The sequence below is a fragment of the Stenotrophomonas sp. AR029 genome (assembly GCF_047520695.2).
Classification (GTDB): Bacteria; Pseudomonadota; Gammaproteobacteria; order Xanthomonadales; family Xanthomonadaceae; genus Stenotrophomonas; species Stenotrophomonas sepilia.
Map to the genome: position 1 here is coordinate 336,742 of NZ_JAXBQQ020000002.1, position 24,774 is coordinate 361,515.

Consider the following 24,774-nt stretch of genomic DNA (forward strand, 5'->3'; position numbering starts at 1 on the left):
TATGAAGATGCTGTGGCGCGACTGTAGCGGCCCCTGCCGCCAACATCATGACAAATGAAAAACGCCCCCTTTCGGGAGCGTTCTTCATGAATCTGGAGCGGGAAACGAGACTCGAACTCGCGACCTCAACCTTGGCAAGGTTGCGCTCTACCAACTGAGCTATTCCCGCAGATTTCGTTCGACCTGCGTCGAAGGAGCGCTATTGTGTCGATATTGCTGCACGGCGTCAACAGGAATTTTCACGGGAAGCGAGGGACGGCGCCCAGGCACGCCTGCCGGCACCCTTCACGCGCGTACGCCACGACGATGGAAATAGATCTGCTCGGCGATGCGCCTCGTGGCGGACGTATGCAGCAGCGCGTTGAACGGCCAGTCCACCTGCAGATGATCCATCGCCCAGCGCAGCAGGCGCTTTCCACGGAACGCCGGCGCCACCTGCTGCGCCACCCGTTCCGCTTCCGGCCCTTGCCCACGCCGATGGCGGGCAATCGCCTCGCCGACCGCCCAGCCATGCCGCCACGAGGAGTGGATACCTCCGGCGGAGAGCGGCGAGACGATGCCCGCCGCGTCGCCGGTCAGGATCAGCCGGTGGCCAGTGATCGGACCATCCGGTCGGCCGCAGGGCACCAGGCCGGCGCGGGTGGCCGAGGGGCGCGCCGAAGGCGGAATGTTGACCACACCGCGCACGTGGTCGAGGAAACCCTCAATGTCCGGCGGCCGCACCCGTTGCGGATCGTGACGCAGCGCCAACCCGACCTGCAGACCGCTCGGATTCTGGGCGACCCAGCCGATGTAGCCCGCGGCGTAGCGCTTGCTGACGAAGCAATGCAGCGCATCGCCCTGCGCCACCTGCTGACCGGCGAACTCACGTTCTACGCCGTAGAGGTTGTCACGTACCTGGCCGAGGCCGGTGCGCCAGGCCACGCGTGAGCGCGCGCCATCGGCGCCAACCAGATAGGCGCAGCTCCCTGCCCCTTCCACCTGCCAGCCGTCACCGCGGCGACGGGCGTCGGTGAAGGACTGCTGCAGGCGCAGGTCGACGCCGTTCGTGTGCAGTTCGCTGGCCAGCCAGCGCATCAGGTTCGGCGTATCGGTGGTGAGGAAGTAGTAACCCGGTGTGGCCAGCAACACGCTGCGCAGGTTCGGCGCATACAGGCGCACGTTTGCGACCCGCTGCACCAGATGTTCGGGCATGCGCCCCAGCCAGGTCTGCTCCATCGCTTCCTTCACCACGATGCCGGTGGTGTGCAGCCGCCCGCCGGGGTCGGCCTTGCGTTCCACCACGCAGACGCGCAGCCCGTACTGGGCAGCGGCCAATGCGCAGGCGGCACCGGCGAAACTGGCGCCGACGATGACCACATCATGGTCGTAGGCGGAAGGAGTTTGGGGCATGGCTGCATCGTTCTGGAGGAACACAGATGCAGCTTCGAACTGGCGCGTGGCGAGGCGAAGGAGTGGCGGTGAAGTGGGGATGAAGCAGGCGCCAGGCAAACGAAAAACGCCCCCTGTCGGGAGCGTTCTTCTTGAATCTGGAGCGGGAAACGAGACTCGAACTCGCGACCTCAACCTTGGCAAGGTTGCGCTCTACCAACTGAGCTATTCCCGCTTGGGAGGCGAAATTTTACCTATTCCAAGGATGGCGTCAAGCGCTTTTTCGGGCCTGCCAGGAGCCCTTTCCTGCGGAAAGGGATCCGACCCCGGGGCTCAGTTGCCCAGCTTCTTCTGCCGTGCACGCTCGCGCGCGGCGCGCTCGTCATCGCGCAGGCTCGGCCAAGCGGCGTGCAGGTACTGCAGGCCCGACCACAGGGTCAGCACCGCGGCAATCGCCAGGGTCCAGTCGCCGATGTGGAACACCGGCCAGCCCATCCAGATGTCTTCCACCGGCACGTTCGGCGCCACCGAATACAGCAGGCACAGCAGCGCGACCATCTGCGCGGTGGTCTTGATCTTGCCGATCATCGCCACGCGCACCTTGGCGCGCTGGCCCAGCTCGGCCATCCACTCTCGCAGCGCCGATACCGCGATCTCGCGGCCGACGATCACCGCCGCCCAGAATGCCATCCACGGCGTCGGATGGCCCTGCACGATCAGGAACAGCGCTACTGCCACCATCAGCTTGTCCGCGACCGGGTCGAGGAACGCGCCGAAGGCCGACTCCAGCTGGTAACGGCGTGCGATCCAGCCGTCGAGCCAGTCGGTGATCGCGGCCAGGCCGAAGATCGCCGCCGAAGCGAAGTTGGTCCAGGTGTAGGGCAGGTAGAACACCAGCACCAGCACCGGGATCATTACGATCCGCAACAACGTCAGCCAGGTGGGCAGGGTCAACTTCATGCTTGCGTGCTTCTCTCTCTACTCGGCCGCATCAGGCGTGGCCAACCCGTGCAGGTTAGCGTAGATACGTGCCGCGAGGGCGTCATTGATGCCTTCCACCTTGGCGATTTCCGCTTCGCCAGCGGCTTTCAGGCCCACAAGACCGCCGAAATGCTTGAGCAGGCTGGCGCGGCGGCGCGGCCCGATGCCGGGGATATCCTCCAGCTTGCTGGTCATCCGCGCCTTCTGCCGGCGGCCGCGGTGGCCGGTGATGGCGAAGCGGTGCGCCTCGTCGCGCACCTGCTGGATGAACTGCAGCGCCGGGTTGGCCGCGCCGGGGCGCAGCTCGCGGCCGTCGGGCATCACCAGCGCTTCATGGCCAGCGCGCCGCTCCACGCCCTTGGCCACACCCACCAGCAGCACGCCTTCCACGCCCAGGTCGGCCAGCGCGGCCTGGGCCTGTGCCAGCTGGCCGGCGCCGCCGTCGATCAGCAGCACATCCGGCAGCACGCCCTGCTCTTCCACCGCGCGGCGGAAACGGCGGTCGATGGCCTGGCGCATGGCGGCATAGTCGTCGCCCGGCTCGATGCCGCTGATGTTGAAACGGCGGTACTGCGCGCGCACCGGACCGGCGGCGTCGAACACCACGCACGAGGCCACAGTGGCCTCGCCCAGCGTATGGCTGATATCGAAGCACTCGACCCGCTTGACCGGCTCGGCCAGGCCCAGCATCTCGCGCAGTGCATCGCTGCGCGCATGCTGCGCATTGCGGCTGTTGAGTTCAGTGGCCAGGGTCAGCTGCGCGTTGCGGCTGGCCAGCTCCACATAGCCGGCGCGCTCGCCGCGCACGTTCCACTTCAGCTGCACCTTGCGCTCGGCCGAGGCCGACAGCGCCGCAACCAGCAGGTCGGCATCGGGAATCTCGCGATCCAGCAGGATCTCGCGCGGCGGCTCGAATTCGATGTAGTACTGCGAGACGAACGCGGCCAGCACTTCCTCCGGACTCTCCTCGCCGTTGGTGCGCGGGAAGAACGGGCGGGTGCCGAGGTTACGGCCATCGCGGAAAGCCAGCAGCAGCACGCAGGCCTGCGAACCCTGCATGGCCACCGCCAGCACGTCCAGGTCGGCGGCGCGGCCGTCCACGTACTGGCGCGTCTGCATGCTGCGCAGCGAGGAAATCAGGTCGCGCAGGCGCGCGGCCTGCTCGAACTCCAGGGCCTCGCTGGCGGCCTGCATCTGCTCGCCCAGCTCGCGGGTCAGCTCGTCGCTCTTGCCTTCCAGGAACAGCGCAGCACGGCGCACCGATTCGGCGTAGTCCGCGGCCGGCACCAGCTCCACGCAGGGCGCGCTGCAGCGGCCGATCTGGTATTGCAGGCACGGCCGCGAGCGGTTGCGGAACACGCTGTCCTCGCAACTGCGCAGCTTGAACAGCTTGTGCATCAGGTTCAGCGTTTCGCGCACTGCGGTCACGCCCGGATACGGCCCGAAATAGCGGCCGGGAATGGCGCGCGGGCCCCGATGCAGGGCGATGCGCGGCCAGTCCTCGCGGGTCAGCAGCACATGCGGGTAGGTCTTGTCGTCGCGCAGCGAGACGTTGTAGCGCGGCGACAGCGACTTGATCAGCTGATTCTCCAGCAGCAACGCCTCGGCTTCCGAGCGCGTCACGGTCACGTCCATGCGCGTGATCTGCGAGATCATCGACATGATCCGCGCGTTCTTCGGGCTGCCGTTGAAATAGCTGCCGACGCGGTTGCGCAGCGCGCGCGCCTTGCCCACGTACAGCAGGGTGTCGTCGGCCGCGTACATGCGGTACACGCCGGGGGCGGTGCTGAGCTGGGCCGCGAAGGCCTTGCCGTTGAAGGCCGGGGCGGGAACGTCGGTCATTCGCTGATCGGGACTTCGCTGAGCACGCCGCTGTCGGGGTCGAATCGCAGCACGGCATGGGCGTCGGTCTCGGCGATCCACACCGCACCTGCGCCCACGGCCAGGCCAGCCGGGCCGTGCAGGCGGCGCGGCAGCGGCTGGGTGGTCAGTTCACCGCCGCCCAGGCGCAGCGTGCGCAGGCGACCGTTGCCGGTGTCGGCGATCCACAGCAGCGGGGCGTCCGCGCCCAGTGCGATCGCCTGCGGGAACTGCAGGCTGGCCTGCGCGCGCGGGCCGTCTTCACTGCCGAAGCGCCACGGCCCCTGCCCGACCAGTGTCTGCACCAGGTCACCACGCAGTTGCAGTGCACGGATCGAGGATCCCAACGCATCGGCGACGTACAGCACCTGCTGCACCACGGCCAGCGCGGTCGGTTGCGCGAAGGCAGCCAGATGGCCACTGCCATCACGCTCGTCGATGGAACCACTGCCGGCGCGCCATTGCAGGCTGCGCTGGCCCAGGTGGTAGCTCCAGATGCGGTTGTCGCCGGCCATTGCGATGTGCAGCTGGTTGTCGGCGATGGCCAGGCCAACCGGATGGTCCAGCGAGACCTGCCGCGCCTGCGCCACCGGGCCCTCCACCGGCGCGCCGGGTCGCCCGTTGCCGCACAGCGTGTCGACGATGCCGGTCAGCAGATTGATGCGGCGCACGGCATGGTTGCCGGTATCGGCGACGTACAGCGAATCGCGCTCCAGCACCAGCGCCTGCGGGCGGTGGAACGCCGCTTCGGCGAGATTGCCATCCATGAAATCGGCGGTGCCGAGGCCGAACTGACGCAGGATGCGGCCGCCATGGCTGCATTCGAGAATGCGGTGATGACCGCTGTCGGCGATGTACAGACGTTCGGTGCTGACCGCCAGCCCCTGCGGGAAGCGCAGGGCCTGGCGCGGTTCCGGATGCAGTTCGCTGCCGCCACGCGGCGGCGCCGAAGGTGCGCCCTGGCACAGCGCGTTCAAGGCGCGCTCCAGTTCACCGGGCGCGCCCTGCCCGACCAGCCGTTGCTGTTCACGGCCCTGCGCGTCCAGCAGCACCATGGTCGGCCAGGCGGTGACGCCGAAGCGGCGCCAGCCATCCCAGTCGGCATCGAGCAGCACGGGCATGGTCAGGCCCTGACGGCGCAGCAGCTTCAGTGCGGCCGTGGCATCGCGTTCGAAATCAAAACGCGGCACCTGCAGCACCAGCGGCTGCAGCTTGCCCGGGTGGCGCGACAGCCATTGGCCGAACTCGGCCAGGCGTTGCGCACTCCAGGCGGAGGCCGCATTGACGAACAGCAGCGCGACCGGCCGGCCGCGCAGTTCGGTCAGGGTGCAGGGGGTGGCATTGAGCCAGGTGGCGAATTCGGGCAGGTCCGGGACGGGCTGGACGTTCATGACCTGATTATGCCGGAGTCGGCGTCATGCAACAGTCGTGCCACCGCACGTTTTGCAGCATCGTCGACCAGCGACCAGACCTGTTCGAAATGATCGCTGCCGCCGGTGTAGGGATCAGGGATGGCTACCCGCCCCTGCCCGCCGGACCAGGGCAGATACAACGCCAGCCGTTCACGCTGGGCCGCCGTCGCCAGGCGCCCGGCATCACGCAGGTTGGCCTCGTCGGCACACAGGATCCAGTCGAAACGTTCGAAATCCACGGCCTGCAGCTGGCGTGCGCGCAGGCCGCCGATGTCCACGCCGTGCCCGGCCGCGCAGGCGATCGCGCGGCGGTCCGGCGGCTCGCCCACGTGCCAGTCGCCCGTGCCGGCCGAATCGACCTGCACCCGCCCGGCCAGCGGCGAGGCATCCAGGCGTGCGCGCAGCGCGCCTTCGGCCATCGGCGAACGGCAGATGTTGCCGAGGCAGACGACCAGCAGCCTCATCGCGCGGCCATCGCCTGCAGCAGCCCCTCGGCGCGCTCCAGGTCCTCGGGCGTATCGATGCCCGGTGGGAACGGCTCGGGCGAGATCGCCACGCTGATCGGGTAGCCCGCTTCCAGCACGCGCAGCTGCTCCAGCGATTCGACCTGCTCCAGCTGGCCCGGCGGCATCGCCGCGAACTGCTGCAGGAAGCCGGCGCGATAGCCATAGATGCCGATGTGGCGCAGCCAGTGATGGCCGTCCGGCAGCGTGTCGCGGCTGCGTGCGAAGCCGTCGCGGTGCCAGGCGATCGGCGCGCGGCTGAAGTACATCGCCTCGTTGCGCACGTTGCGCACCAGCTTCACGACGTTCGGGTCGAACAGGGTGTGCGCGTCCTCGACGGTCGTGGCGAGAGTCGACATCGGCGCAGTGCCAGCGACCAGCGCATCGGCCACCGCGCGGATGCCGGTCGCCGGCGCGAACGGTTCGTCGCCCTGCAGGTTGACCACCACCGTGTCATCGGCCCAGCCGGCAATGCGTGCGCACTCGGCCAGGCGATCGGTGCCCGAGGCATGCGTGGTCGCGGTCATCGCCACCTTCACCTCGGCCAACCCGGACAGCGCATCGGAAATGCGTTGGTCGTCGGTCGCCACCCAGACCTCGCGGGCACCGGCCTGCAGCGCGCGGCGCGCCACATGCAGCACCAGCGGCTCACCGCCCAGCGGGCGCAGCGGCTTGCCCGGCAGCCGCGAGGCGGCAAAGCGGGCCGGAATGGCGACGACGAATTCGGTCATGCGGGCGGTTCTCGGCAGGCTCGTTACAACGGGAATGCGGCCAGCGGCGCGTGAATGCAAGCGCCGCCGCGCCACTCAGTTCGGTCGCAGCTTGTCCAGGCGATCGGTCAACGCCACCCAGAACGCGGCGGGCAACTCGGCGCGCAGCGGAACCGCGTAGTGCCAGTCGTTGCCGAACGCCCGGCATTTCACCGCATCCTTTTCGGTCATCAGTACCGGCAACTGGCTGCCGAAGGACAGGTCCTGCGGCTGGTAGGCCTGGTGGTCGGCGAACGCATGCGGCACCACGCCGATCCCGCGCGCGCGCAGCATGTCGAAGAAGCGCTGTGGATGGGCGATGCCGGCCACCGCGTGCACCCGCTGGCCCTTGAAGTACGCCAGCGGGCGCGCGCGGCCACCGGCCAGCGGCTGCGCACTGTCGATGTGCAGGGACATTGGCCACTGGCCGAAGCCACAGGCCTGTGCCGCGGTCTGCTCATCGGCCTGGCCGAGGTTGACCACGCGGAAATCGCACTCGCTCGCGCGGCTGACCGGCTCGCGCAACGGCCCGGCCGGGATCATCCGGCCATTGCCATAGCGACGCTGGGCATCGACCAGTTCGATCTCGATGTCGCGCGCCAGCCGGTAGTGCTGCAAACCGTCGTCGCAGACGATTACATCGCAGCCGGCCTCGATCAGCGCCTTGCCGGCGGCGACACGGTCACGGTCCACGCGCACCGGCACGCCGGTCTTCCAGGCGATCAGCACCGGTTCGTCACCGCCCTTCGCGGTTGGCGTATCGGCCTGCACCCACAGCGGCTTGTCGGCGTCTTCGCGACCATAGCCGCGGCTGGCCACGCCCGGCTTCCAGCCGGCCGCGCGCAGGCGCTCGACCAGGGCAATCGTCAGCGGCGTCTTGCCGGTACCACCGGCGGTGATGTTGCCGACCACGATGACCGGCACCGGCAGCGAGTGGCGCTTGCGCCAGCCACGCCGATAGGCGCGCCGGCGCAGTGCGGTGACACCTGCGTACAGCGGCGCCAGCAGGCGCATCGCCCACGGAACCGGGGTGCCGTCATACCAGTACGGCGGGGTCTGGGTGCCCTTGCCGGCCATCAGTCCTGCCTTTCGCGGAACTGCATGCTGTGCAGATGCTGGTACAGGCCGCCCAGTTCGAGCAGCTCCTTGTGCGTGCCGCGTTCAACGATGCGGCCATGATCCATGACCAGTACCTGGTCGGCATGCTCGATGGTCGACAGCCGGTGCGCAATGACCAGCGTGGTGCGTTCGGGCATCAGGCGCTGCAGCGCGTCCTGCACCAGGCGCTCGGATTCGTTGTCCAGCGCCGCAGTGGCTTCGTCGAGGATCAGGATCGGGGCGTCGCGCAGGATCGCGCGGGCAATGGCCAGGCGCTGGCGCTGGCCACCGGACAGCAGCGCGCCGTTCTCGCCCACCGGGGTCTGCAGCTGCTGCGGCATGCGTGCGATGAACTCCCACGCGTTGGCGGCTTCGGCCGCCGCGCGGATCTGCTCGTCGGTCGCTTCCATGCCATAGGCGATGTTGGCAGCGATGGTGTCATCGAACAGCATGACCTTCTGCCCGACCATTGCCACCTGCCGGCGCAGGTCGGCCAGCGGGTAGTCGTCCAGTGCCACGCCGTCGAGGGTGATGACACCGCCGCTGGGCTCGTAGAAGCGTGGCACCAGCCGGATCAGGCTGGTCTTGCCACTGCCGGAACGGCCGACAATGGCCGTCACCGTGCCTGGCCTGGCAACGAAGCTGATGTCGTCCAGGGCGATGCCGCTGTCCTCGCGGTAACGCAGCATGACGTGGTCGAACGCCAGTTCGCCCCGCACGCGCTGCACGCGTCGCTGCCCCTGGTCGCGCTCCACTGGCATGTCGAGGATGCCGAACAGGCGCTCGGCAGCGGACACACCGCGCGAAATCGAGGTCTGTACGCTGGTCAGGCGGCGCAGCGATGGAATGATGGCCATCATCGATGTCATCAGGCCCATGAACTGGCCGGCATTGAGCCGGCCGGCCAGGGCTTCGCGGGTCGACACCCAGACGATCACCGCCAGCGCCAGTGCGGCCAGGAACTGCACCACGCTGGAGGCGGCGGCGCGGGTGACCTCGACCTTCATGTTCAGCGCCAGCATGCGGTTGGCCAGGCGCGAGTAGCGCGAGATCTCATGCTGCTGGGTGCCGTGCACCTTCACTTCCTGCTGCGCGGCCAGCGACTGCTCGGCAGTCTGCGCCATGGTGCCCATGCCGTCCTGGATGCCACGGCTGATGCGCCGGTAGCGCTTGCCCACGTAGGACACGATGCCACCGATCAGCGGCACCACCAGCAGCATCGCCAGCGTGACCTTGACACTCATCTGCAGCATCACCGCCAGCATCGCGACGATGGTGAGGGTATCGGCCACCACGGTCTTCAGCGCGTCGGCGCTGGCCTGGGTGACCTGCTCGGTATCGAAGTTCAGGCGGCTGACCATCACCGGCGTCGCTTCGGTATCGAAGTGCGACGACGGCAGGTGCAGGTACTTCTGCAGCACCTGCTCGCGCAGGTCGCGGACCACGCTGCGACCGGTCTTGGCCAGCGTGTAGTCACTGACCCAGGTGGCCACGCTGCGCATCAGGAACAGGCCGAGGATGGTGAGCGGCAGCACCACGGCCGCGCGCGGCTGCGGGTCGACGAAACCTTCGTTGACCAGCGGCTCCATCAGCTTGGTGAAGTGGTAGCCGGCCAGGGCCTCGACCACCATGGCGATGACCGCGCCCACCATGAACACCCAGTAGGTGCGGGTGTAGCCCAGCAGACGTTTGTAGATCGGCCACACCGGCGCGTGATGGGAACTCATGGACGCACCTCTGGCGCAGTTGCAATGGCGATACGACGGAAACCGAGTTGACCGAGCGCGTCCTGCGCGGTCACCACGGCCTGGTAGGGAGTGCGTGCGTCGGCGCGCAGCAGCACGGGCTGGCTGCGGTCACTGCCGGCCACGGACGCGATGGTCTGCTTGACCGACTCGACGTCGCTGCGCAGCACTTCCTGGTCATTGATGAAATAGCGGCCTTCGGCGTTGATCAGCACGCTGAGCGAACGCGGCGGCTCGTTGTTGGGCTGCTGGCTGGCGGTAGGCAGCTGCACCTGCAGCGTCGAGCGCGCATCGAAGGTGGTGGTGACCACGAAGAAGATGATCAGCACCAGGATGACGTCGATCAGCGGAACCAGATCGATATGCGGCTCATCCTGGGAGCGGTCATTGCCGATACGCATCGATCAGGCCTTCGCCGTCGCGGCGTTGGCCGGTCGCGCCGGCGCGGCCGGGTTCATCACCCCGGGGCGACCGTCGAGCGTGTCCAGCAGGGCACTGGCTTCCTGCTCCATTTCCACCACGTAGCCGTGGATGCGGCCCTTGAAGTAGCGATGGAACATCAGTGCCGGAATGGCCACGATCATGCCCGTGGCGGTGCACACCAGCGCCTTGCCGATACCGCCGGCCAGCTGGTTCACGTCGCCCACCCCATGGTCGAGGATGCCCAGGAACATCTGGATCATGCCGATCACCGTGCCCAGCAGGCCCAGCAGCGGGCCGGCCGAGGCAATGGTGCCCAGCGCGTTGAGGAAACGTTCCATGCGGTGCACCAGGTGGCGGCCGGTGTCCTCGATGCGCTCGCGGATCTGGTCGCGCGGACGATTGCGGGCTTCCAGCGCGGCCGCCAGCAATGCGCCCAGCGGCGAGTTGGCACGCAGGGTCTGCAGGTGCGCCGGGTCAAGCTTGCCGCGTGCGGCCCAGTTGCGCACTTCCTGGCCGAGGCCGGGCGGCAGCACTTCAGTCCGCCGCAGGGACCAGAAACGCTCCAGGATGATCGCCAAAGCCAGTACGCCCAACAGCAGCAGCGGCACCATCGGCCAGCCACCGGCCTTGACCAGTTCCCACACGTTTCAACCCTCCGGCCCAACGGCCGCTTGTTTGATCGGCGATAGGATAACAGCCGACCGCGCCCGCCCAGCGGCATCCCACCACCGGGATGCATGGATACGCTGTTCACGCAGCTGCAGCCCTTGTGCGCCAAGCCATACGCGGATCGCCCCGGACTCCGCAGTGGACACCACCTCAGCTCCCTGCGCCTGCCAGCGCCGGACCACGTCCCGGCGCGGGTGGCCGAAGCGGTTCTGGTGCCCGGCCGAAACCAGCGCCAGCCGGGCTGACACCGCCGCCACCCAGGGCGCGCTGGAGCTGCCGCCGCTGCCATGGTGCGGCACCAGCACCACATCCGCCTTCAGCGCCGCCGGAGACGCCCGCAGCAGCGCCTGTTCGGCCGGGCGGCCGATGTCCCCGGGCAACAGGACCCCACCATGCGCGCTGGCCACGCGCAGCACGCAGCTGTCCTCGTTTTCAGCCCGCTGGCTGCCGGCATCCGGGTGCAGCACCTGGAAGTCGACGCCGTCCCAGCGCCAGCGCAGGCCGCGTTGGCAGCGCCCGGCCCCGGCGATCGTGCTGCCCGGCGGCGCCAACAGGGGCAGCTCCGGCAACTGAAGGCGCAGGCTCGGCAGGTTGCCGGCATGATCGAGATCGTCGTGACTGATCAGCACGCGGTCGGGCCGTGCCTGCCCCAGCGCCCGCAATGACGGAACCAGGACCCGCTCGCTGCCCTCACCCCCGATCGGCGGCCCCACGTCGTACCAGAGCGCATGCCGCGCGGTACGCAGCAATACCGCCGTGCCCTGCCCGACGTCATGCACCAGCAGCTCCAGCTCTCCCTCGGCCGGCCGCTCGCGCAACGGCCACAGCAGCGGCAGGCACAGCAGGAGGCCAGCCAGCCAGCCCCCGGCACCGCGTGGCAGCAGCCACCAGAACACGCCCAGCAGCGCCGCCGGCACTGCCCAGGCCGGTGCCTCGGCCAACCACCACATCGCCTGTGGATGCGCCGCCAGTGGCTGCAGGGCCTGCCAGCTGGTTTCGAACAACCACGCCGCTGCGCGCCACGCCCAGCGCCCGGCGCCGTCATGCAGCACCTGCAGGGCGGTGCCGAGCAGCGACAAGGGCACCACCAGCAATGTCCACCACGGGATGACCGGCAGGTTCACCAGCGGTCCCAGCCAGGCGGTGCCACCGAACAAGGCGATGCCCAGCGGCAACAGGCCGACGCTGGCCACCCCTTGTGCGGCCAGGAACCCGCGCAGGTTGGCGACCACCCCACGCGGACGTCCCTGCGGCAGGCACCAGACCAGCCACAGGACGCCGCCGAAACTGAGCCAGAAGCCCGCGGACAGCACTGACAGGGGCGCCGGCAGCAGCAGCGCCAGCGCCGCCAGTGCAAGCCCCTGCACGAGACCCAGTGGGCGCCGCCCGCTACGCGCCAGCGCCACCAGCCCGATCATCAGTGCAGTGCGCACGGTCGGCAATTCACCGCCGGCCAGCACCGCATAGCCCGCTGCGGACAGGGCCGCGGCGCAGGCCGCCGCCTGGGGGCGTGGCCAATGCCGGGCCAGCAGCGGGCACAGCCACCACAGCCCTCGACACAGCAACGCCCCCAGCCCGGCCACCACCCCGACATGGAATCCGGAAATGGCCACCAGATGGGTCAGGCCCAGCGCCCGCAGCTGATCCCAATCGGCGTCGGACAGGCCACGCGTATCGCCCAGGGCAAGTGCCTGCACGAAGCGCGCGGCTGGATGGGCCACCTGCGCGGCGATGGCGGCGCTGGTGCGTTCACGCCATGCCGGCAGGCCATGCGCGGCCTGAAGCTCGCGCGCGCTGGCCGGCGCCCGCACCGTGCCGTTGCCGGACACGCCGCGCAGCAGCGCGTGGCGTTCACCGTCGAAACCACCGGGATTGATCCGCGAACGCGGCGCCCGCACGCGCAAGGCCAGATGCCACTGCGCGCCGGCCAGGACCTGATGGCGCCCACGCCCGGCGTCGGTGGCGTCAGCGGCACGCCAGGCATCGTTCCAGGTGACCTGCAGGCGCTTGCCGCGCAGCGATGGCAGTTCGCTGCTCTCGCTGACCTGCAGCAGGAAGCGGGTGTGCGCGGCTCCATGGTCCGGCAGATCGATGACCCGTCCACTGACCACCACATCCCGTGCTGGCTGGCCTGGCGGCAGCTGTTCCTGCATTGCCCAGTGCCCATGCATCGCCGTCCATCCGGCGCCCAGCAGCACGACCGCGGGCAGGCGCCCCCGCCAACGCAGGCCCCACCCCGCCATGCCAAGCACGATCATCACCGTGCTGACCCACAGCGGCGGCAGCCGCGGCAGCTGCACGCAGGCCAGCGCCCCCAGTGTCAGCGCCGCAGCGGCGCCACTGCCCAGCAAGGGAGACGGGGAAAGCTGGACGGCCATGGGTCCAGCCTGCCGCTACCGGCGGCAGCTTGCCTATCGGGACTTGCCCCGCAAACGCGTCAGCGCCGGACGCTGCCGCGATGGAAATTGACCCGGAAGCTTGCGCCGCCTCCCGCAGCCTCACCGACACTGACCGAGCCACCGTGGTGCTGCACGATCTCCTTCACCAGGTGCAGGCCCAGGCCACTGCCGCTGCCCGCCGCGCGCAGGCGATGGAACGGCTCGAAGATCGCCTCGCGGTCGCTCACTGGAATGCCCGCACCCTGATCGCTGACCTCCAGCAAGCCGCGCGCATCCAACCGCACGCAGATGGTGCCACGGCCACCACCATGCACGATCGCGTTGTGCACCAGGTTGGCAATCACCCGCCCCAGCGCCAGACTGTCGCCGTGGATCCACACCGGCGATTCCGGCGCGTCCACTTCGAATCCATAGCCGGCGCCGACCACCAACGGCGCCAGGTCCGCGGCGGCCTCACGCACCAGCAGCGCCAGGTCCAGCTGCTGCAATGCGCCGACATTGCGGTCAAGGCGCTGCAGATCGAGCAGGTGCTCGGCAACATTGCCCAGCCGCGCCACGTCGGTCAGCAACTGCGACTTCAGCTCGCCCTGCGGCAGCTGAGACAGTCTCGCCTGCACCACGGCGATCGGCACGCGCAATTCGTGCGCCGCGTCGGCGAGGAACTTGTCGCGCGCTGCATAGCCCTGCTGCACCTTGTCGATGGCATCGTTGAAGGCTTCCACCAGCGGCGCCACTTCCGTGGAGACCAGCCGCGCATCCAGCCGAGCACCGGGCTGGCCGATGTCCAGTTCCTTGGCCTGCTGCGCAGAACGGCGCACACCGCGCATGGCACGGTGGATCACAGTCGGCATCACCAGCAGGGTGACCACGATCAGTGGCAGGAAGAACCACAGGCCGATCAGGCGCAGCACCATCAGCGCGCCATCCAGCAGCCCGCCCTTGGGCGCGCCACCGACCATCACGGTGATGCGGCGCCCGTCCTCGTTGCGGATCATCACTCGCGCCACGTCCAGGTAAGGGGGCACCAGCGAGCCCAGTTCCGTGGCGCCCACGGTCGGCAGCCGCGCGAGCATCGGCGCGTGGATCGCTGGGATGGTGCCGCGCTCCAGCCACATGCCCTTGTCATCCACCGCGGCGAACCAGAGATTTCCCCCGGCGTTGGCATCGAGCTTGTCCCAGCGCGCCTGGTCCAGCACCAGGCGGCCGCCTTCGCTGTGCACCGCCTTGGCCACCGCCTCGGCAACGAACATGTCCATGCCCCAGGAGTCCTTGTCACCCCAGGTCAGGATCAACGCGACCACCGCGAACAGTACGGTGAAGGCCTGCGCCAGGAAGAGGCGCCAAGCCAGGCCAAGGGTGATCGAACGGATCGGACGGGCCATCTCAGGCCTCCGCCAGCAGGTAGCCGACGCCGCGGATCACATGGATCTCCACCCCCGCCCCGGCCTGCTGCAGCGCTTTGCGCAGCTTGGAGATATGCGCATCGAGCGCATTGGACTGGATCTCATCATCGAACCCGTACACTGCAGCCTCCAGGGCACTGCGGGTCACCGTGCGGCCCTGCCGCATCGCCAACGCCTGCAGCACCAGCACCTGCCGACGTGGCAATGCCAGGGGCTGGCCCTCCACCTGTGCCTGCAGCGATTCGAAATCGAACTCGAGCCGCCCCAGCCGCAGGCTCGGCGTCACCATCGCCGAAGGCCTGCGCGATACCGCGCGGATGCGTGCCATCAGTTCCTCGATCGCCACCGGCTTGACCAGATAGTCATCGGCACCGACGTCCAGGCCTTCGACCTTGTCCGACAGCGTCCCCTTGGCGGTGAGCATGATCACCGCCAGGTTCGGCCGCAGCGCACGCGCCGTCGCGACGAATCCGGCGCCATCGCCATCGGGCAGCTGGCGATCGAGCAGCAGCAGCTGGTGCACCGGTTCGCGCAAGGCGAGCGCGGCCTCGGCCAGGCTGCCGACCACATCGGCGACCACGCCCTGCCGCTCCAGGCCCGATTGCAGGGCGCGGGACAGATCAGGATCGTCTTCGACCAGGAGGATGCGCATCAGGGACTCGTCAACCGGAAACGCTGCCGATCATAGTGCCTGGCGCCGTGATTTTGCGCCCATGCATGCCGAACGCGCGGGCGCAATGTTCTGACAATGTTGCCCCGTCACCATGCGCAGCCATCCCCTGCAACGTGGCTGATCGATGCCGTCGCTGTCCCCGCACCTGCTGCGCCCGCTACTGCTCACCACGGCCCTCGGCGTGCCGTTGCTCGCCCATGCTGCCGGGCAGAACCCCGGCGTGCAGGCCGGCATCAGCGCTGGCGCGACCTCCGGTGCGTACGCGCACTATGACGTCAAACCGCTGGTGGTACCGGCCATCGCCTGGCAGGGCGAGCGCTTCTTCGCCAGCCCCGGCTCACTTGGCATGTACCTCTACAAGGATCAGGGGTGGCGGCTGTCGGCGGCGGTCACGCCCTACACCCTGCGCTTCAAGACCGGCGACGTGAATGATGCTCAGCTGCGCCGCCTGCACAGCCGGCAGATGTCGGCCATGGCGGGCATCAACGGTGAGTACAGTGCCGACTGGAGCATGGTCGAGGCCAGCGTGATGCGGGACGTGACCGGCCATGGCGGTGGTATCGAGTCGCGCCTGCATTACAGCCATCCGATCCAGGCAGGCCGCTTCACCTGGGTGCCGCGGGTGGGTGTCGTGCATTCCAGTGCACGGCTGCTCGACTACTACTACGGCATCAGTGACGAAGAGGCACTGCGCTCAGGCCTTGCCAGCTACCGTCCGGGTAGTGCCACCTCACCGAGTCTGCAGATCGCGGTCAGCACGCCACTGGGCATGAAGTGGCGCGCGACCGGCGTGGTGGCCAACCAGTGGTTCGGCGACGCAGTGAAGGACAGCCCGATGGCACGACGCGGCACGCAGACCTCGACCTTCATTTCCCTGATGCGCTCGTTCTGAACGAGCGCCCCCGCTACGGACAAGGACCCCATGGCCTCCGTCTTCCCCACCGCAGACGCTCACGCGATCCTGCGTGCACCGGACCTGGACAGCGCAGAACGCGCCTATCTGGGACTGATGCCCGACCTTGAACATGTTAATGCACTGGCCCGCCGTGCAGTGGGCCTGTCACGCGTTGCCGACGCGGCACGCGGCTATGCGTTGTCGATGACTCTGGTCGGACTGCGCCTGCAGGAGCTGGAGATGGGCGAGCCAACGGCCAGGGAACATCGCCAGGCCACCCTGCGCAGCCTGCGCCAGGCCTTCAGCGCCTGACAGCACCCGCACAGGCACTGCCGCCGCACCAGCGGCAGCGGGAGTCATCGGGTCAGCAGGTCCCGCCACCCGGCAGGCCCCGCGCGGCAGCGTCGTTCAGCGCAGCGTGGTCCACGCCAGCAGCGCGCTCAGGATTGCGACCCAGATCACTGCCTTGAACGTGCCTTCCAGCATGTTGCCGCCGAACAGGCGTTCCATGAGCGGATTGGGCCTGGACACCGGGACGTGATCACTCATGCGGCAGTTCCTTGCAGTAATTGCGCAGTTGCGCAGTGGCGCCGAGTCTACGCCTGCGCGGCCCGGATTCATCGCCATCTGCCTGCCTTTGGCGGCCCAATCCCCGCCTTCGTCGCAGGCCGGCTGCGGTGCCCAGCCGACCATGCCAGCCTGCACGCACTTTCCCGCTGGAGCACCGTGCCATGCCGATGCTTGCCCTGATCCTGCTGTTCTCCAGCCTGTTCGGCGACGGCTGCGGGCCCACCGAGGATGCCCTGCGCAGCCAGATCCTGCGCACCGAGGATCGGCAGGCCATGCATGAAGCGCAGCCCCTTCAGCTCTATCACCTGCGCCAGGACCGCGTGCTGCGGCTGGGCAGCCAGCAATCGCCAGACGACACTGGCGCCAGCCCTCATCCTGCGCTGGCCCGGGTAGGTGTGGCGCAGCTGTGGGAACGCGTCGACGGCCAGTGGCGCATCCAGCGTTCGATCAGCATTACCCACTGATTTCATGCCACTGAACCGGCACGGATGCAGCTTCGCTGGAACGCCAGGCTCCCCGGAACGAAAAAAGCCGGCCCCGGGGCCGGCTTTCATCGTTTCCACCACTTCACCGGCAACGCCGGGAGCAGGTGGTGGGCGGTACAGGGTTCGAACCTGTGACCCCTACCATGTCAAGGTAGTGCTCTACCGCTGAGCTAACCGCCCATCTTGTTCTTGCCGCCCGAAGGCTGGCCTTGTTACGTAAAAACCCGGCGCCAGGGCCGGGCTTTGCAGTTCACGACAGCCCTCTTCCGAGGACTTCGTGGTGGGCGGTACAGGGTTCGAACCTGTGACCCCTACCATGTCAAGGTAGTGCTCTACCGCTGAGCTAACCGCCCGTTTTGCTTCTGCATTTCCGCGATTGCGTCGGTGCAGGCCGCGTATATTACGGATGCGGGCCGTGAAGCGCAACACTTTTGTGAAGATGATGCTGCACTGCCACGTTCAGCCCAGGCTGGCTTCCTTCAGCTGCCGGATCTGGTCACGCACCCGTGCGGCATCTTCGAATTCCAGGTCCTTGGCGTGCTGGTACATCTGTTGTTCCAGCGCCTTGAGACGGGTCGCCAGCTGCGCCGGAGACAGCGAACGATAGTCGGCCGCTTCTTCGGCCACACTCGCCCGGCCCTTGCCCTTACCCTTCTTGGCTTCCTTCTCGGCGGCATCCGAACGCGCGCCTTCGAGGACATCGACGATCGGGCGCGCCACCGAGCGCGGCACGATGCCATGTTCTTCGTTGTACTCGACCTGCTTGGCACGGCGCCGGTCGGTCTCATCGATCGCCGCCTGCATCGAGCGGGTGATCTTGTCGGCGTACAGGATCGCCTTGCCGCGCACGTTGCGTGCGGCGCGGCCGATGGTCTGGATCAGCGAGCCGGTGGAGCGCAGGAAGCCTTCCTTGTCGGCATCGAGGATCGCCACCAGCGATACCTCGGGCATGTCCAGGCCTTCGCGCAGCAGGTTGATGCCGACCAGCACGTCGAACTTGCCCAGGCGCAGGTCGCGGATGATCTCCACGCGCTCGACCGTATCCACGTCCGAGTGCAGGTAGCGCACGCGGATACCGTGTTCGGTGAGGTACTCGGTGAGGTTTTCAGCCATGCGCTTGGTCAGCGTGGTGACCAGCACGCGGTCGCCCGCCTTGATGCGCGCGTTGGCCTCGCTCATCAGGTCGTCGACCTGGGTACCGACCGGCCGGATCTCCACCACCGGGTCGATCAGGCCGGTTGGGCGCACCACCAGTTCGGTGATCTCGTCACCGGCTTCACGCAGTTCATAGGGCCCGGGCGTGGCCGACACGTAGATGCTGCGCGGGCAGCGCTCCTCCCATTCCTCGAAGCGCAGCGGGCGGTTGTCCAGCGCCGACGGCAGGCGGAAACCGAACTCAACCAGGGTTTCCTTGCGCGAGCGGTCACCCTTGAACATGGCGCCGATCTGCGGAATGGTCACATGCGATTCGTCGATCACCAGCAGCGCATCCGGCGGCAGGTAGTCGAACAGGGTCGGTGGCGGCTCGCCGGCATTCTTGCCGGTCAGGTGCCGCGAGTAGTTCTCGATGCCGTTGCAGTAACCGACCTCGGCCATCATTTCCAGGTCGAACTGCGTGCGCTGCGCCAGGCGCTGCGCCTCCACCAGCTTGTTCTGCGCGTAGAGCTGCTCCAGCCGCTCCTTCAGCTCTACCTTGATCGTCTCGATCGCCGCCAGCACGCGCTCGCGCGTGGTCGCATAGTGGGTCTTCGGGTAGACCGTGAAGCGCTGCATGTTGCGCAGCGTCTCGCCGGTGAGCGGATCGAACACGGTGATCTTCTCGACCTCGCCATCGAACAGTTCGAGGCGCAGTGCTTCGCTGTCCGACTCGGCCGGGAACACGTCGATCACTTCGCCGCGCACGCGGAAGGTACCGCGCTGCAGCTCGTACTCATTGCGCGTGTACTGCAGCTGGGTCAGGTGGTTGATCAGGTCGCGCTGGTCGATGCGCTCGCCCTTGGACAGGATCAGGCGCAGTGAAAGGTAGTCTTCCGGCGCACCCAGGCCATAGATCGCGGACACCGTGGCCACCACGATCGCGTCCGGGCGCGACAGCAGGGTCTTGGTCGCGGCCAGCCGCATCTGCTCGATGTGTTCGTTGATCGAACTGTCCTTCTCGATGAAGGTGTCCGACGACGGCACGTAGGCTTCGGGCTGGTAGTAGTCGTAATAACTGACGAAGTACTCCACCGCGTTGTGCGGGAAGAACGCCTTGAACTCGCCATACAGCTGCGCCGCCAGCGTCTTGTTCGGTGCCATGATCAGCGTCGGCTTCTGAACGTTCTGGATGACGTTGGCGATGGTGTAAGTCTTGCCCGAGCCGGTCACGCCCAGCAGGGTCTGCTTGGCGATGCCGGCCTCGAAGTTGCTGGTCAGCTTCGCGATGGCGTTGGGCTGGTCGCCCGCCGGCGAATACGGCGAGACAAGTTCAAAACTGTCGCTCATGGTGTTGCCAGTTCCCGGGAAGGGTCAGTATACGGGGCGAGGGGTGACGGCCGGCTGAGGGGTCTCCGGGCAGACCGCTACGGGGATTCCCGATGGCGGCCGCACAGCCGGGCGCGGAGGCTGGATGCATGCGCACTGCCCAAGCCCCATGCCCGCTCGGCCCCCGCTCTGCGCGGGGCGTGCACCTGACCGAACTGCTGGTGGTCATCACTGTGCTGGCGGTGCTGCTGGCCGCGTCCTGGCCGGCGCTGCAGCCCCTGCTGCTGCGGCAACGCGCCGATGCACTGCAACTGACCCTGCATGCCAGCCTGTCCGGCGCACGCAGCGAGGCCGTGCGCAGACGGGAGCTGATCGGCCTCTGCGCCAGTGTCGACGGCCGGCACTGCAGTGACGACTGGAGCGCCGGCTGGATCATCTACCGCAGCGGCGACCAGCGCGGGGAGCCTGCCTCGCCGGAGGCGATCCTGAGCCACCACACCGGGCGCTCGGACGTCTCGATCCTTGCCCAGGCCAGCAGCGGGCGTCCGCTGCTGTTCTTCCAGGCAGATGGACGCAGCCCGGGGGCCAACCTGACCCTGCGCATCTGCGCGGGCAACCAGCTGCATGGCGCATTGATCGTCAACAATGGCGGCCGCGTCCGGAGTGAGCGCGTGAACCGCGATACACCCTGCTGAATGCCTGCGCAGAAAAGCAGAAGCCGCGATTTCTCGCGGCTTCTGTAGTATCTGGCGCCCGAAGTTGGACTCGAACCAACGACCCCCTGATTAACAGTCAAGTGCTCTAACCGGCTGAGCTATTCGGGCGGGGAGGCGCATTGTACTGGTCGATTACAGGAAGATCAACACCTGTTTCACCAGCAGCTGGCAACGCCACCGTCGGCCGTCTTGCGGTTGGCCTGGTCCACGCTCAACTTGCCACAGCTGTCCTTCGCCTGCGTGCCCTGCGGGGTGGCGGTGATGGTGAAGCTGGTGCCGTCTCCCTTGTAATCCAGGTTGTAGCGCGCAGTCCCTCCATCACGCGGCGACACCTTGGTCGGCAGTGCGTAGCCGGTGTAGGAGTTGTTGCTGGTGTGGTAGCGCTCCGCACGCTGCGCATACTCGGCCAGGTCCGCCTTCACCACGGCGCGATGCGATCGGCGCACGTACTCCTGGTAAGACGGAATGGCGATCGCCGCCAGGATGCCGATGACGATCACCACGATCATCAATTCAATGAGCGTGAAGCCAGCCGCGCGGCGAGGCATGGGAGTGTGCAACATGGGCGTGGATCCTCGCACTTGGGTTACTGGAGCTGGCGCCAGGACTGGCGACCGCACGGGTAGGGCAGATACAGCGACTGGCTGCCCGCAGCACCCACCGCCATCCAGCAGGAGCTGCCACCGGGCGGTGCCTTGTTGTCCGTCGGACGTGGCAACACCGACAGCGAAACGTCACGCACCGGCGCGGTTCCTCCTGTCTTCAATGCAATGGCCGCGGTGCCGGAGGCGGGTCGGCTGCCGGTCGGCGAGCCATAACGGACGTTCTCCAGCATCGGCAGGCCGCTGATCGACGACAACCCGAACAGCCAGTTCGAACCACTGGTCGAACAACCAACCGTTTCCATGTTGGGTACATAGGTCGGCATGAAGACAATGCCACTGACCAGGATCGGGTTACCTACTGCGCGTTCACCGTTGCCGGCAGGCAGCTGGATCATCCAGCCGCGGGCGTTGGCCGGCGCCGCACCCGCGGTGATCTTGCGCTCATCAACGCCTGCAGCGGCGGCCGCGGCCGTGTACGGAACCAGGTTGGCAGCGGTCACCGTCGAGGTCACCGTCTTGCCCGACAGATCGTTCACGGCGTACAGCGCCTGCTGCGACTTGTCATCCTTGTCGCTGGTGAAGGAGAAGCTGCCGGTGCCGAAGTAAAGCATCACGCCGCCCGAAGGACCGGTCGCGGCGGTCATGCCTCCGGTGATCGGCTGACGGTAGGTCCTGTTGGAGGAGTCCCGGGCAACCTGGCTGGTGAACATCGGCACGGTCAACGTGGTATTCGCACTGCTGGTCAGGTCGAACTTCCACACGGCGCCACGCTGATCGGCGGCATAGACGGTGTCGGCCAGGCCATCACGGCCGCGCGCATCCTGGTTGGTACCGGTCCAACGATCGACAACGACCACATTGCCCAATCCGTTGTCACCGGAGATGCCAGCGCCCGAGGTACCCTCGACGGCTTCGATCATCCGGATGTCGCCACTGGCCATATCGACCACGAACAGCACCGCCTTGCCGTTGGCGCTGCCGTAGCCATTACCGAAGATCGCCTTCCAGGCCACGCCGGTGCCACTCTTCACCGGCACGATCACCGGCTTGCCCAGCACGAAACCGATGTTGTTGCGCACCTCATCCCGCAGCGACGAATTGATGTCACTGATTTCCCACAGCACGTTGCCGGTGCCGAAGCTGCCCGGCGTGGTGACGTCCAGTGCGAACACCGAACGGCCACCCGCACCCGTGGTGCCTACCAGGCTGGTCTGCCAGGCGGTGCCGTTGAACGTATCGGACACCGTCACCGGACCATCGACGTAGTAACGATGACGGAAGGTCTGGTCGGCCGTGTCGGACTTGTAGGGGAACAGCAGGTTGGCCATGTGACCCAGCGCGGTGGCCGGGATGTAGGCAAAGCTCTCCGTGCCACCGGTGCCGTCCTGCTTGGCATCGGCCTTCATGCCGCCGTCGAAGGCGTGCAGCATGCCGTCATTGGCGCCGACATAGACCATGTACCGTTGCAACTTGGCCTTGGTGGCCAGGTAGTCCGTATAGCTCTTTGCGTAGGTGCCACCCAACTGGCGGTAACCGTAGTCGTCCAGCGGCGAGCTCACCACCGGCGCCGAATTGACGATGTCACCCAGCGGCGTGGTGCGGTCACGATACTTGCCACCGTTGCGGACTTCGGTCGAGCTGTCGGCACTGAGATAGTTGATCGCGCTGGCCAGATCAGCCTTGATCGCCGTCAGCTTGTCGGTGGAGCACACCAGCATCGTCGCGTACTTGCCGTCAGGCTTGCTGCACAGGTCCTGCAGGCTGATGCGGGCGCTGTTGAAATCCACCGGCGAACCCAGCTTGTTGGCGACGATCCGGCGGCCGGACGATGTCAGGCGGCTGGAGGCTTCCCACACCTCGGTGAGCTCGGCCACCTGGTTGGCGTTGACCTTGACGCTGGACGCGGTCAGCTTGCTCGACCAATCAGTGCCGCTGTTGGTGATGTCATAACGCGGGGTGACCGCCAGCGAACCGGTACCGATGCGTGCACCACTGATACCGATCGTGCCTGAAGGCGACGCACCACCGGTGATCGAGGACAGTACCCGGCGCATGGCCTCGGTGACGTCGGCCGGCGTCTGCGCATTGATGAACTCGCCACGGCTGTTGACGGCCGCGTGCCACAGTTCATCGATGACCGTACCGTCGTCGACATTCAGCGGGTTGCCGTTGCCAGCCCAGTTCGGCGGGTTCTTGTAGGGATCGTCGGTCGCTGCCTGGTTGACGCCGTAGATCTTGCCCTGCGCGCCCAGGGTCACGCCGTAGAAGTTCATGTGCAGGTCGGTCTGGCAGTCCAGGCGCTTCCAGTCCGGGCTGCTCTTGTCCAGCGAACTGCACTTGTCACTGACCGGCACCTGGCCGGCCGGGAAGCTGGTACCGGTGCGCAGGGGTGTGCGGGCGCCGGCATAGGCCGCCGCCGCGATGTCGGCGATGGTATTGCTGTAGCCATCGGCGAACGGAATGGACGGCAGGTGCGTGGAATTCACCGAGTCCGCATCACCGAACGATCCGTTGGGTGCATTGCCGGAGTTGGTGTAGCCGTCGGTGAACAGCATGCCGCCATTGCGCTGGCAGGCCAGCTGCACGGGGGCGTCGGCATCGGTACGACGGAACTGGTCGACCAGATATTCAACCGCGCGGCGGTTGGGCGTGCCGCCATTGCCAGTGAGCGTGTAGATCTGCTTGTAGAGATCGGCACGATTGGTGACCATGTCATACATGGTCGCGTTGCTGAGCTTGTTGATGGTGAAGTAGCCCACGCGCATCGTATCGACGCTCACCAGCGCCGCAGTCGACGAACCGACGATCGCCAGCACGCGGTTGCGGTGGTACTGGAACCAGTTGGCAAAATTCTGGATCGCGGCGTTGTAGGCGGCCGGGCTCGAGTAGTTGCCCGGCTTGATCTGGTAGCGGCGCATGTCGCAGCCCGGACCACAGGCACCCTTGATCACCGGGCGACTGGCGTCGTCGGTCTTGTATCCGTCCGGTGCAGGCGCTGCGGCCGGCAGGTAGAAGGTGGCCGGGAAGTAGCTGATCGCGTATGTGGTATTGCCGGTGTTGCTGATCGCAGCGGTCTTCCACCCGCCATCCCACCAGCTGTCGACATAGTATTCATTGCCGGTGCCGGACAGGTCGGGAATCCGCATGCCGCTGACGAACTGGAACTTCTCCGACGTCTCGGCGCGATTGACGGTCATGTTGTACACGGCATTGTAGCCGCGCTGCCCGGACCGGGGATCGGCGCGGGTCTGGGTGATCGAGGCATTCGGCCACAGCGTGCCGTCGGCATTGGTCCACGGCCGGTAGGTCACTGCCGGATTGAAGTAACTGGCGTTGTAGACATGCGAACGCGCGAAACCGTAGATGTCCAACGGCGGAATGGCCCGGCCCGGTGAATATTCCTTGTTGAATTCCGCGTGCGGGTAAAGGTAGAGGTAACAGTCCACCGAGTTGTTGGCACACGCCGAGCCCACGCTGAAGAAGCTTCCGTCGTTGTTGAAGAAGCTGTTGGTGTTGCTGTTCCAGCGCATGCGGCCGTCACCACCGGGGAACATGCGCTCGAAGTTCATCGAACCCGAATCGTCCACCGCCATGATGAACGCCGGTGTCGCGCGGGTCTGCACGTTCATCGGCTCCTGTGCCAGCACGCCCTGCGCCTGTGCGGCAAACAAGGTATGCGCCAGATAGCCGCCAGCGGCCAACACGGCAAGGCCAACGCCTGCCAGGATCCTGCGGTTGCGAGTGTTCATGGGCT

General features: G+C 67.2%; 21 protein-coding genes and 5 tRNA genes. 4 read left to right on the forward strand and 22 right to left on the reverse strand.

What is annotated here, in order from left to right:
- Window positions 1-93 precede the first annotated feature (93 nt).
- The 15 genes from ACM0PB_RS08115 to ACM0PB_RS08185 all read right to left on the reverse strand — a co-directional run bounded on the left by ACM0PB_RS08115 (window position 94) and on the right by ACM0PB_RS08185 (window position 15,265).
- A tRNA-Gly gene (locus ACM0PB_RS08115) sits at window positions 94-169 on the reverse strand.
- Between the two features lie 116 nt (window positions 170-285).
- Complete coding sequence (locus tag ACM0PB_RS08120; RefSeq protein ID WP_414604772.1) at window positions 286-1,392, reverse strand: NAD(P)/FAD-dependent oxidoreductase; 1,107 nt, start codon at window positions 1,390-1,392, stop codon at window positions 286-288.
- A 138-nt stretch (window positions 1,393-1,530) separates the two neighbouring features.
- Window positions 1,531-1,606: transfer RNA gene (locus tag ACM0PB_RS08125), tRNA-Gly, on the reverse strand.
- Window positions 1,607-1,704: 98 nt separating this feature from the next.
- Entirely contained in the window at window positions 1,705-2,331 is a 627-nt protein-coding gene (pgsA, locus tag ACM0PB_RS08130; RefSeq protein ID WP_005412825.1) for a CDP-diacylglycerol--glycerol-3-phosphate 3-phosphatidyltransferase, read from the reverse strand.
- An 18-nt stretch (window positions 2,332-2,349) separates the two neighbouring features.
- On the reverse strand, window positions 2,350-4,194 hold the full coding sequence (uvrC, locus tag ACM0PB_RS08135; protein WP_005415984.1) for an excinuclease ABC subunit UvrC: 1,845 nt from the start codon (window positions 4,192-4,194) through the stop codon (window positions 2,350-2,352).
- Window positions 4,191-5,603 carry an NHL repeat containing protein gene (locus ACM0PB_RS08140; protein ID WP_005415983.1) on the reverse strand — a complete coding sequence of 471 codons (1,413 nt, stop codon included), beginning with the start codon at window positions 5,601-5,603 and terminating at the stop codon, window positions 4,191-4,193. Before ACM0PB_RS08140 ends, uvrC begins: the two co-directional genes overlap by 4 nt.
- The gene (locus tag ACM0PB_RS08145; protein ID WP_065177369.1) at window positions 5,600-6,088 is read right to left on the reverse strand and encodes a low molecular weight protein-tyrosine-phosphatase; all 489 of its coding nucleotides are present in this window, start codon (window positions 6,086-6,088) and stop codon (window positions 5,600-5,602) included. Before ACM0PB_RS08145 ends, ACM0PB_RS08140 begins: the two co-directional genes overlap by 4 nt.
- Window positions 6,085-6,858, reverse strand: a complete 774-nt coding sequence (gene kdsB, locus ACM0PB_RS08150) for a 3-deoxy-manno-octulosonate cytidylyltransferase (protein WP_053500516.1) — start codon at window positions 6,856-6,858, stop codon at window positions 6,085-6,087. The genes ACM0PB_RS08145 and kdsB overlap by 4 nt, the downstream gene beginning before the upstream one ends.
- 75 nt (window positions 6,859-6,933) lie before the next feature.
- Complete coding sequence (lpxK, locus tag ACM0PB_RS08155; RefSeq protein ID WP_111127115.1) at window positions 6,934-7,953, reverse strand: tetraacyldisaccharide 4'-kinase; 1,020 nt, start codon at window positions 7,951-7,953, stop codon at window positions 6,934-6,936.
- On the reverse strand, window positions 7,953-9,701 hold the full coding sequence (gene msbA, locus ACM0PB_RS08160; protein WP_049438204.1) for a lipid A export permease/ATP-binding protein MsbA: 1,749 nt from the start codon (window positions 9,699-9,701) through the stop codon (window positions 7,953-7,955). Before msbA ends, lpxK begins: the two co-directional genes overlap by 1 nt.
- Window positions 9,698-10,120 (reverse strand): ExbD/TolR family protein, encoded by a 423-nt coding sequence (locus ACM0PB_RS08165; RefSeq protein ID WP_005415977.1) that lies wholly within the window; start codon window positions 10,118-10,120, stop codon window positions 9,698-9,700. Before ACM0PB_RS08165 ends, msbA begins: the two co-directional genes overlap by 4 nt.
- A 3-nt stretch (window positions 10,121-10,123) precedes the next feature.
- Window positions 10,124-10,786, reverse strand: coding sequence for a MotA/TolQ/ExbB proton channel family protein (locus ACM0PB_RS08170; protein ID WP_005415976.1), 663 nt, complete (start codon window positions 10,784-10,786; stop codon window positions 10,124-10,126).
- 3 nt (window positions 10,787-10,789) lie between these two features.
- The gene (locus ACM0PB_RS08175) at window positions 10,790-13,189 is read right to left on the reverse strand and encodes a DNA internalization-related competence protein ComEC/Rec2 (RefSeq protein ID WP_414604773.1); all 2,400 of its coding nucleotides are present in this window, start codon (window positions 13,187-13,189) and stop codon (window positions 10,790-10,792) included.
- 59 nt (window positions 13,190-13,248) lie between these two features.
- The gene (locus tag ACM0PB_RS08180) at window positions 13,249-14,592 is read right to left on the reverse strand and encodes a sensor histidine kinase (RefSeq protein WP_164229653.1); all 1,344 of its coding nucleotides are present in this window, start codon (window positions 14,590-14,592) and stop codon (window positions 13,249-13,251) included.
- 1 nt (window position 14,593) lies between these two features.
- Entirely contained in the window at window positions 14,594-15,265 is a 672-nt protein-coding gene (locus ACM0PB_RS08185) for a response regulator transcription factor (protein WP_005415973.1), read from the reverse strand.
- 145 nt (window positions 15,266-15,410) lie between these two features.
- Between ACM0PB_RS08185 and ACM0PB_RS08190 the strand changes: the two genes are divergently transcribed.
- A complete protein-coding gene (locus tag ACM0PB_RS08190; protein ID WP_414604774.1) occupies window positions 15,411-16,178 on the forward strand; it encodes a MipA/OmpV family protein in 768 nt (255 codons plus the stop codon).
- Between the two features lie 30 nt (window positions 16,179-16,208).
- Window positions 16,209-16,493 carry a hypothetical protein gene (locus tag ACM0PB_RS08195; RefSeq protein WP_005415971.1) on the forward strand — a complete coding sequence of 95 codons (285 nt, stop codon included), beginning with the start codon at window positions 16,209-16,211 and terminating at the stop codon, window positions 16,491-16,493.
- Between the two features lie 96 nt (window positions 16,494-16,589).
- Here ACM0PB_RS08195 and ACM0PB_RS08200 read toward each other — a convergent pair whose 3' ends face one another.
- A complete protein-coding gene (locus ACM0PB_RS08200) occupies window positions 16,590-16,730 on the reverse strand; it encodes a hypothetical protein (RefSeq protein WP_171955946.1) in 141 nt (46 codons plus the stop codon).
- 182 nt (window positions 16,731-16,912) lie between these two features.
- Here ACM0PB_RS08200 and ACM0PB_RS08205 point away from each other — a divergent pair, with 182 nt between their 5' ends.
- Window positions 16,913-17,215, forward strand: coding sequence for a hypothetical protein (locus tag ACM0PB_RS08205; protein WP_065177376.1), 303 nt, complete (start codon window positions 16,913-16,915; stop codon window positions 17,213-17,215).
- 126 nt (window positions 17,216-17,341) lie between these two features.
- Here the strand turns inward: ACM0PB_RS08205 and ACM0PB_RS08210 are convergent.
- The 3 genes from ACM0PB_RS08210 to uvrB all read right to left on the reverse strand — a co-directional run bounded on the left by ACM0PB_RS08210 (window position 17,342) and on the right by uvrB (window position 19,720).
- A tRNA-Val gene (locus tag ACM0PB_RS08210) sits at window positions 17,342-17,416 on the reverse strand.
- A gap of 98 nt (window positions 17,417-17,514) precedes the next feature.
- Window positions 17,515-17,589 (reverse strand) — tRNA-Val (locus tag ACM0PB_RS08215).
- Between the two features lie 106 nt (window positions 17,590-17,695).
- A complete protein-coding gene (uvrB, locus tag ACM0PB_RS08220) occupies window positions 17,696-19,720 on the reverse strand; it encodes an excinuclease ABC subunit UvrB (RefSeq protein ID WP_065177377.1) in 2,025 nt (674 codons plus the stop codon).
- Window positions 19,721-19,848: 128 nt separating this feature from the next.
- Between uvrB and ACM0PB_RS08225 the strand changes: the two genes are divergently transcribed.
- Window positions 19,849-20,394 carry a GspH/FimT family pseudopilin gene (locus tag ACM0PB_RS08225; protein WP_005415967.1) on the forward strand — a complete coding sequence of 182 codons (546 nt, stop codon included), beginning with the start codon at window positions 19,849-19,851 and terminating at the stop codon, window positions 20,392-20,394.
- A gap of 52 nt (window positions 20,395-20,446) precedes the next feature.
- On the opposite strand, the gene ACM0PB_RS08230 is transcribed toward ACM0PB_RS08225, so the two are convergent.
- The 3 genes from ACM0PB_RS08230 to ACM0PB_RS08240 form a co-directional block, all read right to left on the reverse strand.
- Window positions 20,447-20,523, reverse strand: a tRNA-Asn gene (locus tag ACM0PB_RS08230).
- A gap of 47 nt (window positions 20,524-20,570) precedes the next feature.
- Entirely contained in the window at window positions 20,571-20,978 is a 408-nt protein-coding gene (locus ACM0PB_RS08235) for a type IV pilin protein (RefSeq protein ID WP_005415966.1), read from the reverse strand.
- A 23-nt stretch (window positions 20,979-21,001) separates the two neighbouring features.
- The gene (locus ACM0PB_RS08240) at window positions 21,002-24,769 is read right to left on the reverse strand and encodes a pilus assembly protein (protein ID WP_164229655.1); all 3,768 of its coding nucleotides are present in this window, start codon (window positions 24,767-24,769) and stop codon (window positions 21,002-21,004) included.
- Between the last annotated feature and the right edge of the window lie 5 nt (window positions 24,770-24,774).